Annotated in this window: 15 protein-coding genes and 1 pseudogene; 4 read left to right on the top strand and 12 right to left on the bottom strand. The window is 56.9% G+C overall.

Translation table 11 applies throughout. The features are described 5' to 3' along the window. The first annotated feature begins 248 nt into the window (after nt 1-248). The gene (locus YERSI8AC_RS00475; RefSeq protein ID WP_022520898.1) at nt 249-1,139 is read left to right on the top strand and encodes a sugar nucleotide-binding protein; all 891 of its coding nucleotides are present in this window, start codon (nt 249-251) and stop codon (nt 1,137-1,139) included. Further along, nucleotides 1,136-1,870: a lysophospholipid acyltransferase family protein gene (locus YERSI8AC_RS00480; protein WP_022520897.1), complete on the top strand. Its 735-nt coding sequence runs from the start codon at nt 1,136-1,138 to the stop codon at nt 1,868-1,870. The genes YERSI8AC_RS00475 and YERSI8AC_RS00480 overlap by 4 nt, the downstream gene beginning before the upstream one ends. Nucleotides 1,871-1,966: 96 nt before the next feature. Here YERSI8AC_RS00480 and YERSI8AC_RS00485 read toward each other — a convergent pair. The 3 genes and pseudogenes from YERSI8AC_RS00485 to fabA form a co-directional block, all read right to left on the bottom strand. After that, a pseudogene (locus YERSI8AC_RS00485) lies at nt 1,967-2,059 on the bottom strand (IS3 family transposase); the annotation flags it as partial. A gap of 171 nt (nt 2,060-2,230) precedes the next feature. Next, nucleotides 2,231-3,448, bottom strand: a complete 1,218-nt coding sequence (gene fabB / locus YERSI8AC_RS00490; protein WP_022520896.1) for a beta-ketoacyl-ACP synthase I — start codon at nt 3,446-3,448, stop codon at nt 2,231-2,233. A 13-nt stretch (nt 3,449-3,461) separates the two neighbouring features. Continuing rightward, the gene (gene fabA / locus YERSI8AC_RS00495; RefSeq protein WP_022520895.1) at nt 3,462-3,977 is read right to left on the bottom strand and encodes a 3-hydroxyacyl-[acyl-carrier-protein] dehydratase FabA; all 516 of its coding nucleotides are present in this window, start codon (nt 3,975-3,977) and stop codon (nt 3,462-3,464) included. 281 nt (nt 3,978-4,258) lie between these two features. Between fabA and YERSI8AC_RS00500 the strand changes: the two genes are divergently transcribed. After that, entirely contained in the window at nt 4,259-6,100 is a 1,842-nt protein-coding gene (locus tag YERSI8AC_RS00500) for a putative bifunctional diguanylate cyclase/phosphodiesterase (protein ID WP_022520894.1), read from the top strand. On the opposite strand, the gene YERSI8AC_RS00505 is transcribed toward YERSI8AC_RS00500, so the two are convergent. The 8 genes from YERSI8AC_RS00505 to YERSI8AC_RS00540 all read right to left on the bottom strand — a co-directional run bounded on the left by YERSI8AC_RS00505 (nt 6,078) and on the right by YERSI8AC_RS00540 (nt 13,718). After that, nucleotides 6,078-6,587, bottom strand: a complete 510-nt coding sequence (locus tag YERSI8AC_RS00505) for a DUF2878 domain-containing protein (RefSeq protein ID WP_022520893.1) — start codon at nt 6,585-6,587, stop codon at nt 6,078-6,080. The two genes, YERSI8AC_RS00500 and YERSI8AC_RS00505, sit on opposite strands and share 23 nt — an antisense overlap. Next, nucleotides 6,588-7,856 carry an SAM-dependent methyltransferase gene (locus YERSI8AC_RS00510; protein WP_159175901.1) on the bottom strand — a complete coding sequence of 423 codons (1,269 nt, stop codon included), beginning with the start codon at nt 7,854-7,856 and terminating at the stop codon, nt 6,588-6,590. It lies immediately after the preceding gene. Beyond that, complete coding sequence (locus tag YERSI8AC_RS00515) at nt 7,853-8,650, bottom strand: DUF1365 domain-containing protein (RefSeq protein ID WP_236557218.1); 798 nt, start codon at nt 8,648-8,650, stop codon at nt 7,853-7,855. Before YERSI8AC_RS00515 ends, YERSI8AC_RS00510 begins: the two co-directional genes overlap by 4 nt. Then, nucleotides 8,650-10,017 carry an NAD(P)/FAD-dependent oxidoreductase gene (locus YERSI8AC_RS00520; RefSeq protein WP_159175902.1) on the bottom strand — a complete coding sequence of 456 codons (1,368 nt, stop codon included), beginning with the start codon at nt 10,015-10,017 and terminating at the stop codon, nt 8,650-8,652. Before YERSI8AC_RS00520 ends, YERSI8AC_RS00515 begins: the two co-directional genes overlap by 1 nt. Further along, entirely contained in the window at nt 10,014-10,799 is a 786-nt protein-coding gene (locus YERSI8AC_RS00525; protein ID WP_159175903.1) for an SDR family NAD(P)-dependent oxidoreductase, read from the bottom strand. The genes YERSI8AC_RS00520 and YERSI8AC_RS00525 overlap by 4 nt, the downstream gene beginning before the upstream one ends. A 36-nt stretch (nt 10,800-10,835) precedes the next feature. Then, the gene (locus YERSI8AC_RS00530; protein WP_022520889.1) at nt 10,836-11,267 is read right to left on the bottom strand and encodes a nuclear transport factor 2 family protein; all 432 of its coding nucleotides are present in this window, start codon (nt 11,265-11,267) and stop codon (nt 10,836-10,838) included. Between the two features lie 31 nt (nt 11,268-11,298). Then, nucleotides 11,299-12,711: a deoxyribodipyrimidine photo-lyase gene (phrB, locus tag YERSI8AC_RS00535; protein WP_159177879.1), complete on the bottom strand. Its 1,413-nt coding sequence runs from the start codon at nt 12,709-12,711 to the stop codon at nt 11,299-11,301. Nucleotides 12,712-12,797: 86 nt separating this feature from the next. Beyond that, nucleotides 12,798-13,718: a MerR family transcriptional regulator gene (locus YERSI8AC_RS00540; RefSeq protein ID WP_009288159.1), complete on the bottom strand. Its 921-nt coding sequence runs from the start codon at nt 13,716-13,718 to the stop codon at nt 12,798-12,800. A 492-nt stretch (nt 13,719-14,210) separates the two neighbouring features. Here YERSI8AC_RS00540 and YERSI8AC_RS00545 point away from each other — a divergent pair, with 492 nt between their 5' ends. Then, nucleotides 14,211-15,113 carry a TIGR01777 family oxidoreductase gene (locus YERSI8AC_RS00545; RefSeq protein WP_027958783.1) on the top strand — a complete coding sequence of 301 codons (903 nt, stop codon included), beginning with the start codon at nt 14,211-14,213 and terminating at the stop codon, nt 15,111-15,113. On the opposite strand, the gene rapA is transcribed toward YERSI8AC_RS00545, so the two are convergent. Continuing rightward, nucleotides 15,110-18,055 (bottom strand): RNA polymerase-associated protein RapA, encoded by a 2,946-nt coding sequence (rapA, locus tag YERSI8AC_RS00550; RefSeq protein WP_039860224.1) that lies wholly within the window; start codon nt 18,053-18,055, stop codon nt 15,110-15,112. The genes YERSI8AC_RS00545 and rapA overlap by 4 nt on opposite strands. Nucleotides 18,056-18,135 lie beyond the last annotated feature (80 nt).

Genomic DNA, 18,135 nt, shown 5'->3' on the forward strand with positions numbered 1-18,135 from the left:
AAGGCGCTTTACTCTGATAATATCCATTATGCAGCTATTTAAGATTGGTTTTTTACGCGGTTTATTCTGACCGTAATAGCGGCCAAATTCGTCGGTCACGGCGGTGAGGAGGCTTCCTACGGGGGGCGAGAACCAGTAAAGTGTACCGCTCCTGTCGCCGAGCGGCAGCCATGAGCCTTATCTTGTACGACAGTGCCTAGATCTTGGGTGGTTGGCACTAATGTTTGTAAATTGTGCAGAGGATGGTTGTGAAACTTTTGATATTGGATGCCGGCCACTGCTTAAACTTGGCACTGGCTCGGGAAGCAAGCCGTCGCGCCGATACGGAGTTAGTCATTGAACAGGGTACAATCATTACCGCCTCTCGTCTTGAGGCGATAGCCCCCGACGCCGTGATTATTCCACCGTTGGCCCATCCACTGAATATGGCGCCAGCGGATGTGACGGCGCATGCCGATGCGGTAGATATTTGTCTGGATGCCTGCCAGGCGCAAGACGTAGCGTTGATATGGTGTGTCTCCGATCAGCTCTATGAAGATGGTTTGGATGTCCCCATTGATGAGCATGTGGTGCCCGCGCCACGGGATGATAGCTTGCGCCGTCTGGTGCAGACCGGTGATCGCATCCGTGCGGAGTTTCGGCGTCATTTGATTGTGCGCTTAGGCCCGCTGTTTGCGCTGGAAGGAAGCCATGCGTGGCTAAATGACATCATTGGTGATTTGGTACTCGGGAAGGCAGTGCGCGCTGCGGAGGATGTGATTTTTTGCCCGACCTCCGCGGATGCCGTTGCCATGGCGCTGATTGGCATGCTACAGCAGCAGGTCAGCGGTGCTGAGGCTTGGGGGGCTTACCATCTTGCTGGCACCGAGCCGGTCAGCGCCTTTACCTTTACCTCCATGGTGCGTACTCAGCTGTTAACGCACCTTGAGGGGCGCGGTGAGCAGATTACCCTCGGCGAGGTTCAGCCGCTTAAACATCATCATGATGCAAAGCTACGGCGCGTTTTGAACTGCCGGCGTGTGCTGGATGTGTTTGGCGTTCATCAAAAACCGTGGCGGTTAGAGGCTGGGCGTATGTTGGATACGTGGTGTTTAACCCGTGAAAGTAACCGTGTCAGCAATACAGGAGCGTCGGCTTGATAAATGTGGTTCGCAGCTTGGTCTTTTATGCTGGCTACTTTTTGGCCATGCTGATGATCGGCATCCTGTTTCTGCCCATTGCGCCGTTTCTTCCACTGTCTGGCCGCTACCGATTGCTTAATTTGTATAACTACTTTTTGATGGTGTGGTTTCGTATTGCCTGCGGGGTGCGCTACGACATCCAAGGGCGGGAAAACCTGCCCAGTGGCCCGTGTGTGATTCAAGCCAACCACCAGTGTGAGTGGGAAACCGTGTTTCTACAGGTGATGAAGCCACCGGTATGTACCGTGTTAAAGCGCGAATTACTGCGCCTGCCTATCTTTGGCTGGGGGTTGCGTCTGCTTCGCCCGATTAGTCTGGACCGCTCGAAACCAGCACGGGCGATGAAGCAAGTGCTTACTCAAGGCGTCGAGCGTTTGGGAACGGGGCTTTCAGTACTGATTTTTCCTGAAGGGACACGGGTAGATCCAGGCATCCGCAAACGCTATAACAAAAGTGGCAGCGTGGTGGCGTGTCGGGCAGGGGTGCCGGTATTGCCGGTGGCTCATAATGCGGGTGAACGCTGGCCAGGCCGCCACTGGGTTAAGCGGCCAGGCGTACTGCGTGTGCGCATTGGTAAGCCGATTGAAACAGCCGGGCGTATGCCCGATGAAGTGCTCGCAGACGTCGAGGCGTGGATTGAAGCGCAGTTACAGGAAATTTCAGACGTGCCACGGCCTACCTCTCGGTAACCGTCTTTTGCGTATACGTTACGCCTGTACATAAAAGCCTGAGCATAAAAACGGCGCCCAATGTGAACTGACCCCATAAACTTGGACAGTGAAAAACTAAGCAGCCAAGGCCTGATTTCGGTACTGCACCGGACTCAGGCCTTTTAATTTGGTCTTAATCCGCTCGTGATTGTAGTAATGGATATAGTGCGACTCTTGTAACCCTGCTGTCCTTCTGCGTAGCGTTGCACTACTAGTAACTTGAACGCTTCATTATGTTTCGTCATGAAAAACACCCCAATCGTTGGATGAGCGTCCAACTTTTGGGGTGCAGTTCAAATGGGCGCCGTTTTTATGCTTATCATGCGAGTAGCCGTAGCGTTAGTCGTTGAAACGCTGGAAGACTAAACACGCATTGGTACCGCCAAAGCCGAAGCTATTAGACAAGGCACGTTCTATCGTCACGTCATCGCGGCGTTCGGTGACAATATCAAAGCCGTCGGCCTGCTCATCCAAATCGGTGATATTCGCTGAGGCGGCAACAAAGTTGTGTTGCATCATCAGCAGTGAGTAGATCGCTTCCTGTACACCGGTAGCCCCCAGGGAGTGGCCGGTGAGCGATTTGGTCGAGCTCATGGCAGGTGTTGTATTCCCAAACACTTCGCGTATCGCCTTCAGTTCGGCAACATCGCCGACGGGTGTCGAAGTGCCATGGGTATTGATGTAGTCAATATCACCATCGACCGTTGCCATCGCCTGACGCATGCAACGCGTAGCACCTTCTCCCGAAGGGGCGACCATATCATGGCCGTCAGAAGTCGCGCCGTAACCCACCAGTTCGCCATAGATCTTGGCGCCGCGGGCTTTAGCGTGCTCGAGTTCTTCCAACACCAGCATGCCACCGCCGCCGGCGATAACAAAGCCGTCACGAGCTTTATCGTAAGGGCGTGAGGCCTTTTCAGGGGTATCGTTGTAGTGGGTAGAGAGCGCACCCATGGCATCAAACAAACAGGAGAGGGTCCAGTGCTCCTCTTCTCCGCCACCGGCAAATACCACATCCTGCTTGTTAAGCTGAATTTGTTCCATCGCGCTGCCAATACAGTGTGCGGAGGTCGCGCAGGCAGAAGAGATGGAGTAATTGACGCCTTTGATTTTAAACGGCGTTGCCAAGCATGCTGACACAGTGCTACCCATTGTCCGAGTGACGCGATAAGGACCAACGCGGCGCAGACCTTTTTCGCGCAGTATGTCGGCTGCTTCAACCTGATTAGCGCTTGAAGCACCGCCAGAGCCCGCAATAAGCCCCGTACGCTCGTTGGAGACCTGCGCTTCGCTTAGCCCAGCGTCTTCGATAGCTTGGGCCATAGAAACGTAAGCATAGGCCGCCGCGTCGCCCATAAAGCGGAGCAGTTTGCGGTCAATGAGTGCTTCAAGATCGATATCGACGCTGCCTGCCACATGGCTACGGAAGCCACGCTCGGCATACTCTTCCTTAAAACGAATACCGCTACGCCCAGTTTTGAGCGCGTCCAGGACCTGTCGTTGGTCGTTGCCAAGGCAAGATACGATGCCAAGGCCGGTGACTACCACTCGTCGCATGGGAGCCTCCTGTTCAGAAATTCGCAGTGGAGGTAAATAGGCCAACGCGCAGATCATTAGCCTGATAAATGTCGCGTCCGTCGACGGTTACGGTGCCGTCGGCGATACCCAAGATAAGACGTCGGGTAATAATACGCTTAATATTAATGCTATAGGTCACTTTTTGTGCATCCGGCAGGATCTGTCCGCTGAATTTAACTTCGCCGCAGCCAAGCGCACGTCCGCGACCAGGGTGGCCTAGCCAGCCCAGGTAAAACCCAACTAGCTGCCACATGGCGTCTAACCCTAAACAGCCAGGCATAACGGGATCCCCAGGGAAGTGGCAGTCAAAGAACCACAAGTCAGGCGTGATATCCAGCTCGGCGATCAGCTCGCCCTTGCCATGCTCACCGCCCTCTTCGTGAATGTGCTTGATGCGATCAAGCATCAGCATGTTAGGAGCCGGGAGCTGTGCATTTCCGGGGCCGAATAGCTCGCCGCGGGAGCAGGCCAGCAGTTCTTCGCGATCAAAGGAATGTTGCTTGGTCACTGAATCGTTCCGAATATCAAATTGGTTGTGTGGCTAGTCTACTTCCCGAAACCGCTGAATGCACGTAACAGGCTATTTATCGTCCATCACTAGAGATTTTAGCGGGTTGGCCGATAGCACTAAAAGTGAGCGGCTTGGCTCATTAATAGCCGATTATGCACAATAAGTGTTCCATTGCCGTAATATAGAGTATCCAAGTGACTTATTAGGCGGCATGATCAGCATGGCACCTAACGCTAATTTTTATCTGAGTTAATTTGTATAGGGTATAGCGAATCGCCATGTGGCTTCCTGTTTCACTCAATCGTCCGTTAGTTTGGGTCGCACTGACGGCGCTTCCCGCCTGTGTTTGGATACCTGATGCGATGCTACGTCTGGTGGCAGCATCGCTGGTCGCGCTTGGGCTGTGGGACGCCTGGAAACAAGTGCGTCAACAGCAGCTACGTCTGCGACTGTCGCAAGATACGTTAAGACTTGCCAGCGATGCCATGGTGATTAGCGATGCGCAAAATCGCGTGATGGTGGTTAACCCAGCATTTACCGAAATTACCGGCTATGCCAGCCAAGAGATTCAAGGGCTGAAGCTGGAGACACTGGCAGCCCCGCGCCATGACAAAGCCTTTTATCAAACGTTTTGGAGTACGCTAAAAAGCACCGGCCGCTGGGAAGGTGAAATGTGGAGCCGCCGTAAACACGGCGACGAGTACCCCGAGTGGCTAAAAGTCCGTGCCGTGACCGACAAACGCGGCAACATTACCCATTTTATTAATTTGTTTGCCGATATTTCGGCACAAAAAGCTCGTGAGCGCGATTTACGCCGTATCGGCTATGAGGACCCTCTCACTGGGCTGCCTAACCGTCGCCGTCTCCACGATCTGCTTGCCTCTCGGCTGCGCCATTTACGCGCAGGTGAGAGCCTGGATATGGCGCTGGTGGATATAGATGGTTTGAAATCAGTCAACGATAGCCTGGGGGTTGAGCAGGGTGATCGGCTGTTAGCACGTTTTGCCCAGCGGCTAACAGGCTATGTAGCAGGGAGCGTGGTAGGGCGCCTGGGCGGCGATGAGTTTATGGTAATCCGTACCACCACTTTTGACGATCACGACCAGTGGGTAGCCACCCTGCGTGAGCATATGAGTCGGCCCTTTGAAATTAACGACCACTCGCTGCGCTTAGGGCTCACGATTGGCAGCTGTCGCGTGCCTGAAGATGGTAACGACTCCGGCGTACTCTTCCAGCGCTTAGAGTCGGCGCTTTATAGCGCCAAACGGCTAGGACGTAACTTAAGTCAGCGCTTTCGCCCGGCGCTGGATAAGCAGGATAATCCTCAACTGGCGCTGGTCAGTGACCTGCGCGCCGCGCTTATTTCCGGTGACCAGTTGGAACTGCATTATCAAACCCAGCATGACCCTGCCAGCGGCGAGCTGGTGGGCATGGAGGCGTTACTGCGTTGGCGCCATCCCAAGGATGGCATGATTTCCCCAGGCGACTTTATTCCGTTGGCCGAGAGGCATGGTTTAATGAGTCAACTGGGAGCCTGGGTGATCGAAAAAGCCTGTGCCCAGCAGGCCCATTGGCGTAATAGTGCTATGCCCAAGCTAACAATTTGGGTCAATATTTCGGCACTGCAGCTGTTTCAAGGTGACCTGGAGAGCCAACTGACGACCTGCCTAAAGCGTTACCAACTGAAGTCTTCGCAAATTGGCTTAGAGCTGACGGAGTCGGTGCTACTCGACGAGCGTGCGGGGGATATGGGGCCACGCTTGCAGGCGCTACGGGATCAAGGCTTTGCGATTGCCATCGACGACTTTGGTACGGGCTATTCGTCGCTTGGCTATTTGAAGCGCTTGCCGGTGGACAAAATTAAACTCGATCGGGCCTTCATTAAAGAGCTGCCGCACGATCAGGCGGACGCCTCGATTGTTAAGGCGGTGCTAGCGATGGCGGAAGGCATGGGGCTAGGAGTGATTGCCGAAGGTGTTGAAACCAAAGAGCAGTGTCAGTTCTTGGTTAATGCCGGGTGCACGTCCGTACAGGGGTTCTACTTTGCTCGGCCGCTTGCCGCCGCTGAGTTGGAAAAACGTCTGGTGCCTGCACCAGTCACCGTCCCCTCTGCCTCATAGGCTTAAAATAGCTAATACCCACACAAAGCAACGCCCAAACGAGCGCCTGAGCGGGCAGTAACCAAGCCGACAGGGTCACCTCTGCCAGTAGTGCGCCGCCATAATAAGAGAGTGGGCCACTAATGGCACCACATAGCGCGGCTAGCAGCGGGTAGCGCCACAGCCAGGCCAGTGAGTGATAGACCAGGGTGGCAAACAGCGGCCAGAGCATCCATAGCCATAGCGGCAGAAGCCCTAGCACCAGCGTTTGATCGTTAAAATCGAAACCACCTAGTAATTGCAAGCCTCCATCAATCACTAGTCCCAGCAGCGCAAATCCGGCGATAAAGCGCCACTCTCCGGGCCACGCGCAGCGCCATAGATGCCAGGCCAACAGGCTGCCCCCTGCAAAGGCTGCTACCCATGAACCACCGAGTACGCATAGTAGCCAGCCAGCCTCAAAGCGCAGGGCATTCAACACCAGCGTCTGCCACTTGCACGATACCATTTAGAGCGCACCTGTGAGCGGAAGGGGTTTCGCCGCGGGTTTCGCCAGCAGTAGGTGGCAGGTGCCGATGGAGCGCTCGATAAAACCACCCTCGCAGTAGCACAGGTAGTAACGCCACATGCGAATAAAGCGCTCGTCGTAGCCCAGTGTTCTCACCTGCTCCAGGCTGGCTTCGAAGCGGTGGCGCCACTCGCGTAATGTGCGCGCGTAATGCGGGCCAATTTCATCCAGCGCGACGATGTTCAGCGACGTTTTACGCATAACGCTGGTTAACATGGCGTGGTGCGAGGGAAGAAAGCCGCCAGGAAAAATGTAGCGCTTGATAAAGTCCATATCGCGTTTAGCTTCTTCAAAGCGCTGATCGCGGATGGTGATGGCTTGCAGCATGGCCTGCCCATCGTCGGTCAGCAGGCTATCCAGCTTGTTGAGGTAGGTATCGAGGTACTGATGCCCCACCGCTTCAATCATCTCTACCGAAATGAGCCGGTCATAGCGGCCGGTCAATTCCCGGTAATCCTGCTTAAGCAGGGTGATTCTGTCCTCCAGCCCCTCTTCCATGATGCGTTTTGCTGTATGGGCGTGCTGCTCGTCCGAAATGGTGGTTGTGGTGACACGGCAGCCACGGGTTTTGGCTGCATGAATCGCCAGCCCTCCCCAGCCAGTGCCAATCTCTAGCAGGTGATGCTCGGGCTGCACATCGAGCTTTTCCAGCATCAAGTCGAGCTTGTAGGTAGAGGCCTCTTCCAAGCTGGCTTCGGGATAGGGAAACACGGCGCTTGAATACATCCAGTGGTGGCGATCTAAAAACGTCGAAAACAGATCGTTGCCAATATCGTAGTGGGCGGCAATATTGCGTTTCGAGCCAGTTAGGCTGTTGCGCTGAAAGCGGTAGGCGGCACCCAGCAGCCAGCGGGCAATGCGAGCGCTGCCGTTCTCCATTTTCCCATTCACATGCTCAAGGTTGGCAGCGAACAGCCGTACCAGGGCGACCAGATCGTCGGCGTCCCAATCGCCGTCCATATACGATTCTGCAGCCCCCACTGTACCGCCAAAGGCAAGGCGCTTCCAGGCGCGGGAGTGGCGTATCACCACGGTCACCTGCAGCGGGCCTTGCTGACCCAAGTGATGACACTGATCGCCTTCAATCAGGGTGATACGACCGCCGCGAAAGGCGTCCAGTTGGGCCATTAGGCGTGGCTTTAGCCACTTGGTTAAGCGGCTTTCGGCAACCGGTTGAAGGTTAGGGGGCGTGGAACGCAGGGTCGTCACTTTGAAGTCTCCTTGCGCTTGGGGTGGTTATAAACGGGGACGCGCTTCAGCCACAGGCGAAGTGCTTCAAAATGAATACCCGCAATGGTTTTCAGGCTCATCCATGGCTGGCGAGCCAAGGCTTTTAGCAACGTGACGCGGGTGGCGGGTGAGGCGTCAAGGGTCAACGTGGCATCAAAATGGCACTGCTGATCCTGCCAATTTTCCATATGCAGAAAGAGCTTTTCGCCGGGTGCATTAAACTTCCAACGGTAAGTCATCTCCATGGGGTTAAACGGCGAGACGTGGAGGTCTTTATCGAAATGTGCTTGGTGACTATGGCGTGAGGGATCCACCGCGCTGGCGTAGCAGGTGCGCTCACGCCAGGGCATATTGGTGACCTCACTTAATACGGCTGTCAGTCGCCCCAGGTGGTCGTAAGCGTAGTAGACGGAAATAGGGTTAAACATGCAGCCCAGCGTGCGTAGCTGGGTAAGCACGCAGATACGGCCATTAGGCGCGCTTCCCAACTGCCGAATTAGCTCTTCGCGAACGGCGGTTTTCAGCGGGCGATCAACCGGCCCCAGATAGTCTTCGCGACGAAAACGCGCCAGCGCAGGGCGACGGGCACTAAAGCCGGGCACTTTGTCGAACAGCTCGGGCAGCTCGTCCAAATCCAGCCAGGCCATCCATAGCTGGTAACTAAAGGCGTGGGATTTAGGCGTAAAGCGCCGGTGGCGTAGGGTGCCACGATAAATACGCGAGCGTGGCTGGGTGGTTATCCCAGCTGTCATTTCAGTCAGCATGCTAGCCATCAACTCAGCCCCTCGACACCTTGCGGCGTTAGCAGCTCATGGGCAGGTAGCGCGGAAGGTGGCGCAGGCGGCGGGGCGGCTTCATCACAGCCTAACGCTTGCGCCACCCGCAGTGCGCTCCACACGCCGTCTTCGTGGAAGCCGTTACGCCAGTAAGCACCGCAAAAGTGGGTGCGATGGGCCGTAGACGAAATGTCGGCGTGTCGTGCCTGAGCCGCTTGGCCAGCCAGGGTGAACTGGGGGTGTGCGTAAGTGTAGCGGCCCAGCACCTTGTTTGGATCAATGCTGGCGCTGTCGTTCAGGGTCACGCAAAAAGTGGTGTCGCTCTCTATCCGTTGAAGGATATTCATAGCGTAAGTGACCGATACCCGTGCTTCGCTATCGCGCTGATCCAGGCGGTAATTCCAGCTCGCCCAGGCGCGCTTGCGCCGCGGCAGCAGGGCGGTGTCGGTATGTAGCACCACTTCGTTATCCTGGTACGGCATGGCGCCGAGGATCGCTTTCTCGTCGCCGCTGGCGTCGCCCAGCATGGCCAGGGCCTGGTCGGCGTGGCAGGCGAGCACTACTTGGTCAAAGCGCTGGGTTCCGGAGGGCGTGGTGATACTAACGCCGGTACTGTTGCGGGTAATTCGGGTGACCGGTGTCTTGAGGTGAATACGCGATGCATAGGGCGCCGTCAGACCGGGGATATAGCTTTTCGAACCGCCCACCAGGGTGTACCACTGGGGGCGATGGTTGACCGATAGCAGGCCGTGATTGCGAAAAAAACGCACAAAAAACGCCAGCGGGAAAGCGCGTAAATCACTGATGCTGGCCGACCAGATGGCAGCCCCCATGGGCAGTAAGTAGCGCTGCTGAAAATCGCGGTTGTAGTGGTTGCGATCCAGGTATTCACCCAGGGTTATATGTTCGGGAAGCTGTTGGCTCTCCAGCGCGTTGGTGGCCTGCTTGTTAAAGCGCAGAATGTCGCCCAGCAGGCGATAAAAAGAGGGATTAAACAAATTGCGTCGTTGGGCAAACAGCGAGCCCAAGGTATGACCGTTGTACTCAAAATCCCGCGCTGTTTCATGTACCGAGAAACTCATTTCGGTGGCTTGTGAGGCGACGCCCAGGGTGGCCATAAGGCGCTGAAAGTGCGGATAGGTCCAGTCGTTAAAGACAATAAAGCCGGTATCAATAGCGTAGGAGTGTTCCGCAACGTTCACGTCCATGGTGGCGGTGTGCCCTCCCAGGCGTGAATCTGCTTCAAACAGCGTGACGTCATGTTGGGCGGAGAGGTACCAGCCTGCTGCCATGCCGCTAATACCGCTGCCAACAATGGCAATACGTTGTGATGCCCCAGAACTTTGCGATGCCATGGCGCTCATGACGACTCCTTTTGGCTGCGGGTCATGCGCAGGCCAATCTGACGGCGCACAGTGGGGGGCAAAATGCCCAGCAATTTGACCAGATAGGTAAACCGGCATGGAAAGTGGATATCCAGCCGCCCCTTCACCAGCCCCGCGATAATGGCATCAGCTGCTTGCTCTGCCGTTACCTGCATCGGCATAGGGAAGTCATTACGTTCGGTGAGCGGCGTTTTCACAAAGCCAGGGTGGATCAGGCTGACCTCAATGCCCTCCTGATCAAGGTCTAAGCGCAGCGACTCTAAAAAGTAACTTACCGCGGCTTTAGACGCCCCATAGGCTTCCGCACGAGGTAGCGGTAAATAGGCTGAAGCGCTGGAGGTGGCGGCTAACCGAGCCAGGAGGCCCTCTTTGCGCGCCGCGCGCAACAGCGGCAGTGCGGCTTCGACACCGTACAAGGTGCCGAATAGATTGGGCTTCAAAACCCGCTCGACTAAGTCCATATCGAACTGCTGAGCATTCAGATATTCGCAGGTGCCGGCATTAAAGAGCGCCAAATTTAACGCCCCGAGCTGCTCGCGGATGTCGTTACCCGCCTTGAGCACTGCTTGACGGTCGCTGATATCCAGCGGGAGAGGGTGGGCATTGGGGTGGCCCCGGCACAGAGCTTCGAGTGCTTCGTCACTGCGCGCGCTAAGCACTACCTGGTGGCCTTGGGCGATGAGCTTACGTGCAAGCGCTTCACCAATGCCGGAGGTGGCACCGGTTAACCAAATGCGTTGGGGCGTTTTCCATGTGCTCATTAAGCCTCCTCGGGTGCCCTGCGGTGATGTTATCGCTTAGGCAAGGCGTTTTTTTAACCAGCGAATGGCGCTTCCCATCAGCGGTAAATGTTCGTAAAGCATGGCGCCCGCATCAAAATAATCGCGATGACGCTCCACGCGCCCATCGGCGGCAAAGGTAAGTGCGCTACAGCCTTCCACATTGACAGGCTGGCCACCTGCCAATCGGGGATGAATAAACGTCATGCTCCAGGTGACAAATGCTTGCTGACCCTGTAACTGTCGAGTGTGGTAAGTGAAGTGGCACTGCTCGACATTTTCATACATGGTTGAAAAATAAAGCGCTAACGCGTCGCGACCTTCAATATGGTGCAGCGGGTCACTAAAAATTATATTTTCAGTATATACCTCGTATAGCTTTTCTGTACAGGTGTTGTCTAGTTTATTAAAAAAGGCGCAGAACGCCTCTAATACCGCAGGCTCAGCCATCACGGTCTCCCTAGTAGTTGCTACAACAGATTTATTTAGAGAGCGATTTAAATGCCTCTAAGGCGCGCTGACGTGCTGCCTTGTGATCGACAATAGGCGCTGGATAATCGACGTCGCTAAGCAGATCATGAGGTGGCGCGTGGCGCGCTTTGGCGGGTAGTTTGGCAAGCTCAGGCAGCCAGTGGGCAATAAACTCACCGTCCGCATCAAAACGGGTGGATTGGGTGGTGGGATTGAAAATACGGAAGTAGGGCGCAGCATCAGTACCCGTAGAGGCCGCCCATTGCCAGCCGCCGTTATTGGCGCAGAATTCACCGTCAATCAAGTGGCGCATAAAAAAGGCTTCACCGCGTCGCCAATCAATCAGTAGATGTTTGCTTAAAAACATCGCCGTGATCATGCGCAGTCGGTTATGCATCCAGCCGGTGTTCACTAATTGGCGCATGGCGGCATCAACAATGGGATATCCCGTACGCCCCTCGCACCAAGCCTGAAAGCCTTCGTCATCGTCACGCCAAGCTAGTTGCTTGGTATGCTCCTGAAAGGGCTGGTAGCGGCACACCTGTGGAAAACCCACCGCTACGTGCTGGTAAAATTCTCGCCAGACCAGCTCGTTGACCCAGGTAGTAAGGCCGATATCGCCATCGGCTAAGTGGTCGCCGTTTTCGCTCATCACCGCTTGTAAACATTGGCGATGGGAGATCATGCCTAGCGCTAGATAGGGCGACAGTTCACTGGTGCCGCGCACCTTCGGTAGGTCGCGCTGGGCGTTATAGTGACGACCACGAAAGCGTAGGAAGCGCGCTAAGTTATCCGCCGCGGCATTTTCACCGGCTGGCCACAGCTGCCCATCGATAGGGGAGCTATCAAGCTTGGGAAGTTCAGGCAGCAGGTCGCTTTGAATATCCAGCGCCGCTTGTACCTGTGGCGTCGCGCGCAGCGCCAACTGATCAGCGCTGACCTGCTTGTGCCACGCCTTGGAGAACGGTGTAAATACCCCGTAGTAGTCGCCCTTCCCGGTTAGCAGGCTGCCGGGGGCAAACGCTATGGCATCGTGGTAGCCTTGTGCGGTAATCCCGGCCTGTTTGAAGGCGTCTTGCACAGCCTGGTCGCGGTGGCGCTCATTGAGCGCGTACTCGTGATTGAAGTGCAACTGCTCAACATCATATTCGCGAGCGATCTCAAGCAGCACCTCGGGTGCCTGGTCATAACGTTCAATATCGCGATGCAGCAGCGGAATATTCAAACCGTTAAGCGCCGTTTTGACGCTAGCGACGCCGCGCGCCCAAAAATCCAGCTTATTAGCGCCGTGGCCATGTTGTTGCCACTGGGCATTGCTGCGCAAAAACACCGCTATCACAGGGCCCTTAGCCGCGGCGGCGGCGAGGGCACTGTTGTCGTCAATACGCAGGTCACTGCGCAGCCATATCAACTGATGTTTCATACGCTCACCTGTCATAGGGGGCTCCTGCGGCACAAAAAAATGGCCGGTCGCCACATGGGCGAACGGCCAGGATAAAAGCGTGCTGGCTAGAGTACGCCCGACTCGCGTAATAGCGGGCGCAACCGGGCAATCGCCTGAGGCAGGTCATCGCCCAGCATGTGTACTGGCCCATCGCGCAAATCGTTTTCGCGCAGACGAGCCACTTCGCCGCATACGCCGATGGGTACGTTAAGCGTCTCAGCCGCTTTAGGCAGCGCCTGGTTGATATAGCTATCGCTCTCCCGCTGACCGCTAGAGAGCAGCACCATGGACGAGTGCAGCCGCGCCACTGCCTGTGGAAGATCCTCAAGCGGCAGCGAGTGGTCAAGCATCTGCACCCGGTAGCCTTGCTCGCTGGCCATTAGCGCCGACATCAGTACCCACAGCGGGCCGGGGTCGTCGGGCATGGCGTTGAGTAGAATCAGCGGGCCACGGGTAGCCTGATTGGCATAGTGCAAGCGGATGCCCACCTGGCTGCGCAGAAAGGCTTCCAACGTGCGGCGAACAAGCTGGTCTGCCTGAATGGCCCACTTGGCTTCTAAGGTCAAAATAACTGGCTGCCAGAGTTCATTAATGGCCACGCTCAGTGGGTAGAGCGCCAAACTCTGATGATAAAACGCCTCCAGCTTGGCGAGATCCAACGCTTCGATAATAGCTTGCAACTGCTGGCGCTGGCTCGCCCAGTCTCCGGCATCAGGTGACGGGGCTTCAATTGTTTCTGGCTGGTCAAGCAAGTCGGCGACTTGACTGACCGGCACACCACGATTGAGCCACTGCAGGATGCGTTCGATGCGGGTGATGTCGTCCTGAGCGTAAAGACGATGACCTTTCGGAGTGCGCTGGGGGCGAATTAGCCCGTAACGTCGTTCCCAGGCGCGAAGCGTGACCGAATTCACCCCAGTTAAGCGAGAAACCTCGCGTATCGGATAGAGTGGCGTATCGGGGGGGTGGGTCGCCTTAAGACTCATGGGCGCCAGTACCTCTTCGTTGACTGCAGTGCGGCGCTGCAGGGGCTTGTTATTGTTCGCCGCGGCGAAGGTGATTCATGTTCCATTTAAAGGTTGCCTGATTTAAAAACTAAACATTAGCACGATACTGTATGCCCATTTGTACAACTTGTCGCTACCCGGTACAACCTTTATAAGAATCCTTCTTAATCATTTAAGCTCGCTCTTTATTGAACCGACCGGCCTATTAGCGCCTTTCCTAAACGGTGGCCGGATAGCCAAGCATCCTCAACGCGGCCGTCGCGGAAGCTGTCGCCGCACAGAGCCAGGCCACTTGCATTGTATAAGAAATCATGTGCGCAAGTAGTTGATGGCTGCGCATAGCGCCAGCGATAAGCAGCGCTTTTGATCATCATTGTGCGCCTGCCGGCCGCGTGAACTAGCCTGATAGGTAAGTGTCGGCCAGGCGGCTATGCAGGATTTCAACGATGCCACCAACAGGAGCAAAACCCCATGCGTGTATTAATCACCGGAGGCAGTGGCTTTGTCGGCCAGCGACTATGCCGGCAGTTAGTTGAACAGGGTCACGAGGTGCAGGTGGTCTCCCGCTCGCCTCACCAAGTGCGGGATCGTTTGCCGAACAATTGTGACATTCGCGATAGCGCCCAGGCGTTTATTGAATCGCCGCCGGACGCCTTGGTTAACCTGGCCGGTGAGCCGATTGCCGCCAAGCGCTGGAGCGATGAGCAGAAAGCCAAGCTGATTAACTCCCGGGTGGCGGCGACCGAGCAGTTGGTGGCGCTTTGCGAGCAGCTCAAAGCTAACGGCCAGCCGCTGCCCAAGGTGATGGTATCGGGTTCAGCGATGGGCTACTACGGCGATCAGGGCAAGCGCGTGGTGACTGAGAAGACCATGCCTAACGATGAGTTTGCCCATCGGCTGTGCAAACAGTGGGAGGCAGCCGCTAAGCCTATTGAGGCCATGGGCGTGCGGCTGGCGATTGTGCGCATTGGCCTAGTGCTAGAGGCGGGTGGAGGCAGCCTGGAGAGGATGCTGCCGCCGTTTAAGTGGGGGCTGGGTGGCCGCTTTGGCAGCGGTGAGCAGTTTATGCCGTGGATCCACCGCGACGATTTAGTCGCGGCGATCCTGTTTCTCATCAATCAAGAGGACTTGAGCGGTGCCTTCAATGGCTGTGCCCCGCATCCAGTGACTAATGCCACCTTCACTAAAACCCTGGCCAGTCACCTCAATCGCCCGGCCATTTTCCCAGTACCCGCTTTTGTATTAAAAGCGGGCTTTGGAGAAATGTCGCGGTTACTGCTGACCGGAGCAGATATGCGCCCCGTGCGCCTGGAAGAGGCAGGGTTTAGCTTCCAATACCCCACCCTGGACAAGGCGCTTGAGGCGATCCTTTAGCGGTCGGCATCAACGGTGATAATCACCCGTACTGAGTCCAGCCGCAGGCGGGTGTTTTCAATGGCTTCGCTAAGTGCCTTGCGCTCATCTTTTAGCGCGTCGATTTCCGCACTGCGCACCGCCGGGTTGTGCTCAGCCAGGGCGGTTAAGCGGGCAATCTCGGCGTCCAACTGAGTGCGCATACGCGCTTCGGCGTTCTCGACGATGCTGGGCAACTGGCGCTCGGCTTCGCCTTCACCCTGCGTTAGCAGTTCACGCAGCTGGTCGTGACGGCTCTTGATCAAATCCCGCGCCAGCGACTTGTTGACCTTCTGCAGGTTTTTGCCCAAGCCGGTGAAGGAGATCTTGCTGGTCAGGTTGGCGCCCGATTCATCCAGCAGCAAACGCACCGCGGTGGGTGGCAGGAAGCGGTTAAGATGCAGCTTCTTGGGTGCCGGGCAGTGAGTGCGAAACACCAGCTCGGCCATCAAGCGGCCGCTGGGAATGGCGTCGTGGCGCAGTAGCGCCAGCGCCGAGTTGCCCATGGTGCCATCCAGCACCCGACCCATCATTTCACGCAGCAGTGGGTGTTCCCAGGAGAGCCGCTGCACATCGTCACGGGCCAGCGCCTGGGAGCGGCTGTAGGTGGCGGTAAAGCCCTCTTCACCTTTAACCAGGCCCGGCAGGCCATCCAGCATATGTTGGCTGGGCTGCAGGTGCATTAAGCCCTTGCCGATCTCCTGGCTATCCACGCCGAAAATATCCAACGCTCGCTCAAGATAGCGCGGCAGGGCGGCGTCATCGTCAAGCTCGCGCACCGCGTCGATCACCTGCTGAGCGCGGGCGGGGCGGCAGGCGTTGAGCTCCAGCAGTCGGTTGCGGCCCGCATCGTGCTCCGCCAGCTTGGCGCTAAACATCGTGCGGGTTTCGGCGATGATCTCGTCAAGTGCCTCATCATCCAGCAAGGCATCAGCCAGGGCGTCACCAAAGGCATCAAACAGCTCGTTGCCGACCCCATGGGGGGCACTGAAAGCATCCATACCTTCGTGGTACCAGCGCAGCAGGCGCTCGCCGGGGCTGCCCTCAAAAGTAGGAATATGCAGCTCAATAGCGTGGCGCTGACCGATGCGATCCAGGCGGCCAATGCGCTGTTCGAGCTGATCTGGGTGCTGGGGCATATCGAACATCACCAGGTGGCGGCAGAACTGGAAGTTGCGCCCCTCTGAGCCAATTTCCGAGCAGACCAGAACCTGTACGCCCTCATCCTCATCGGCAAACGCCGCCGCCGCGCGGTCACGCTCGATCAGGGAGAGGTCTTCGTGGAACACCGGCGCGTGGTAGCCGCCCAGCACCCGTAGCCCTTCAGCAAGGCCTTCAGCGGTTTCCCGGTGGTGGGCAATGACCAGGACTTTTTCGTTGGCGAAGCCGCTCTCACTGTCGTCGCTAAGCTTTTCCAGTAGCCAGTTAACCCGCGGGTCGATGTGCCACCAGTCTTCGCCATTGAGGGGATCATTGCTGAGCTCGCGGTAGGCCGCGTCGGGGTAGATCAGCACGTCGGGGTGATCCATGCCGGTCTCGATCAACAGCTCGTCGAGGTAGTCGTCGTCGCGCTCTAAGCGGCGCACCACGCGACGGTAGGCCGAAGGCAGCGCTAACGGTGCCAGGTTTAAGCGCCGCTCCGGGAAGCCTCCTACGTGACGGCGGCTGTTGCGGAACATCACTCGACCGGTACCGTGGCGATCCAGCAGCGCTTCGCTCAGCTGGTCGCGAGCGGTGTCCTGCTGCGCTTTGCTTGCCTCCGGGTTGCACAGGATGGCCAGCAGCGCTTGGCTGTCGCGGTCATCGGCTACCGCGGAGACGTCGCTACGGGCGCTAGGGTCGTCAGGCAGTGCCTCCAAGGCGTCGATGGCGCGGGCCACTTCGGTGTAGTGGCTCTCTTCGGCTTTGAAGCGCTCAAGATCGTGGTAGCGCTCGCTATCCAGCAACCGCAGGCGGGCAAAGTGGCTCTTGATACCCATCTGTTCGGGGGTCGCGGTGAGCAGCAGCAGGCCGGGAATCACCGCCGAAAGCTGTTCAACGCACCGATAGCCGGGGCCGCTGCCTTCTTCACTCCAGTCGAGGTGGTGCGCTTCGTCAACAATCAGCAGGTCGAACTGGCTGGCCAGTGCCTGCTCTTGACGCTGAGGGTTGGCAAATAGCCAGCCCTGGCTCGCTAGCACCAGCTGGGCGCTCTCAAAGGGGTTGGCGCTGCCGTGGGCCTGGCTCTGGGTTTCATCCAGTAGCGAGACGTTGAGCGAAAAGCGCCGCAGCAGCTCGACCAGCCACTGGTGAGTGAGGCTGTCGGGCACAAGAATCAGCGCCCGCTCAACACGGCCATTGAGCAGCAGGCGGTGCAGAATCAGGCCAGCTTCAATGGTTTTACCCAGGCCCACTTCATCCGCCAGCAGTACCCGGGGTGCATGGCGGTTGGCCACTTCATTGGCAATGTAGAGCTGATGGGGTATCAGATCGATGCGCGGCCCGGAAAAGCCTAGCGCGCTGTGCTGCTCGATACGTTGATAGTGGTGCAGGGTACGAAAGCGCAAATCAAACCAGTCGTTGCGATCGACCTGGCCGGTCAGCAGGCGGTCGCGAGCCTGGTCGAACTGCATGGTATCGGCGAGTTTGGCCTCGGGCAGCTCGCGCAGATTGCCTTCCTTGTCTTCACCGATATAGGTGATCAGGCCGTTGGACTCTTTGCTGTCATCGACAACGATCTGCCAGCCGTCAGCAGAGAGTACGCGGTCGCCGCTGCCGAACATAACGCGGGTCAGCGGGGCTTGGCGGGTGTTATAGGTACGGGTTTCCTGACTGGCACTGAACAAAATGGTAACGCTACGGGCGTCGCAGTTAAGCACGGTACCGAGCCCAAGCTCGGCTTCGCCGTCGCTAATCCAGCGTTGGCCGGGAGAAAAATCGCTCATGATGCCTCGGGAGAGTCTGCAAAACGGGTCGACTGCCGCCGGTAGTGAGCGCCGGCAGCAACAGGGCGGGGGATTCTAAC

This window comes from Halomonas sp. 113 (assembly GCF_904067645.1).
Lineage (GTDB): Bacteria > Pseudomonadota > Gammaproteobacteria > Pseudomonadales > Halomonadaceae > Vreelandella > Vreelandella titanicae.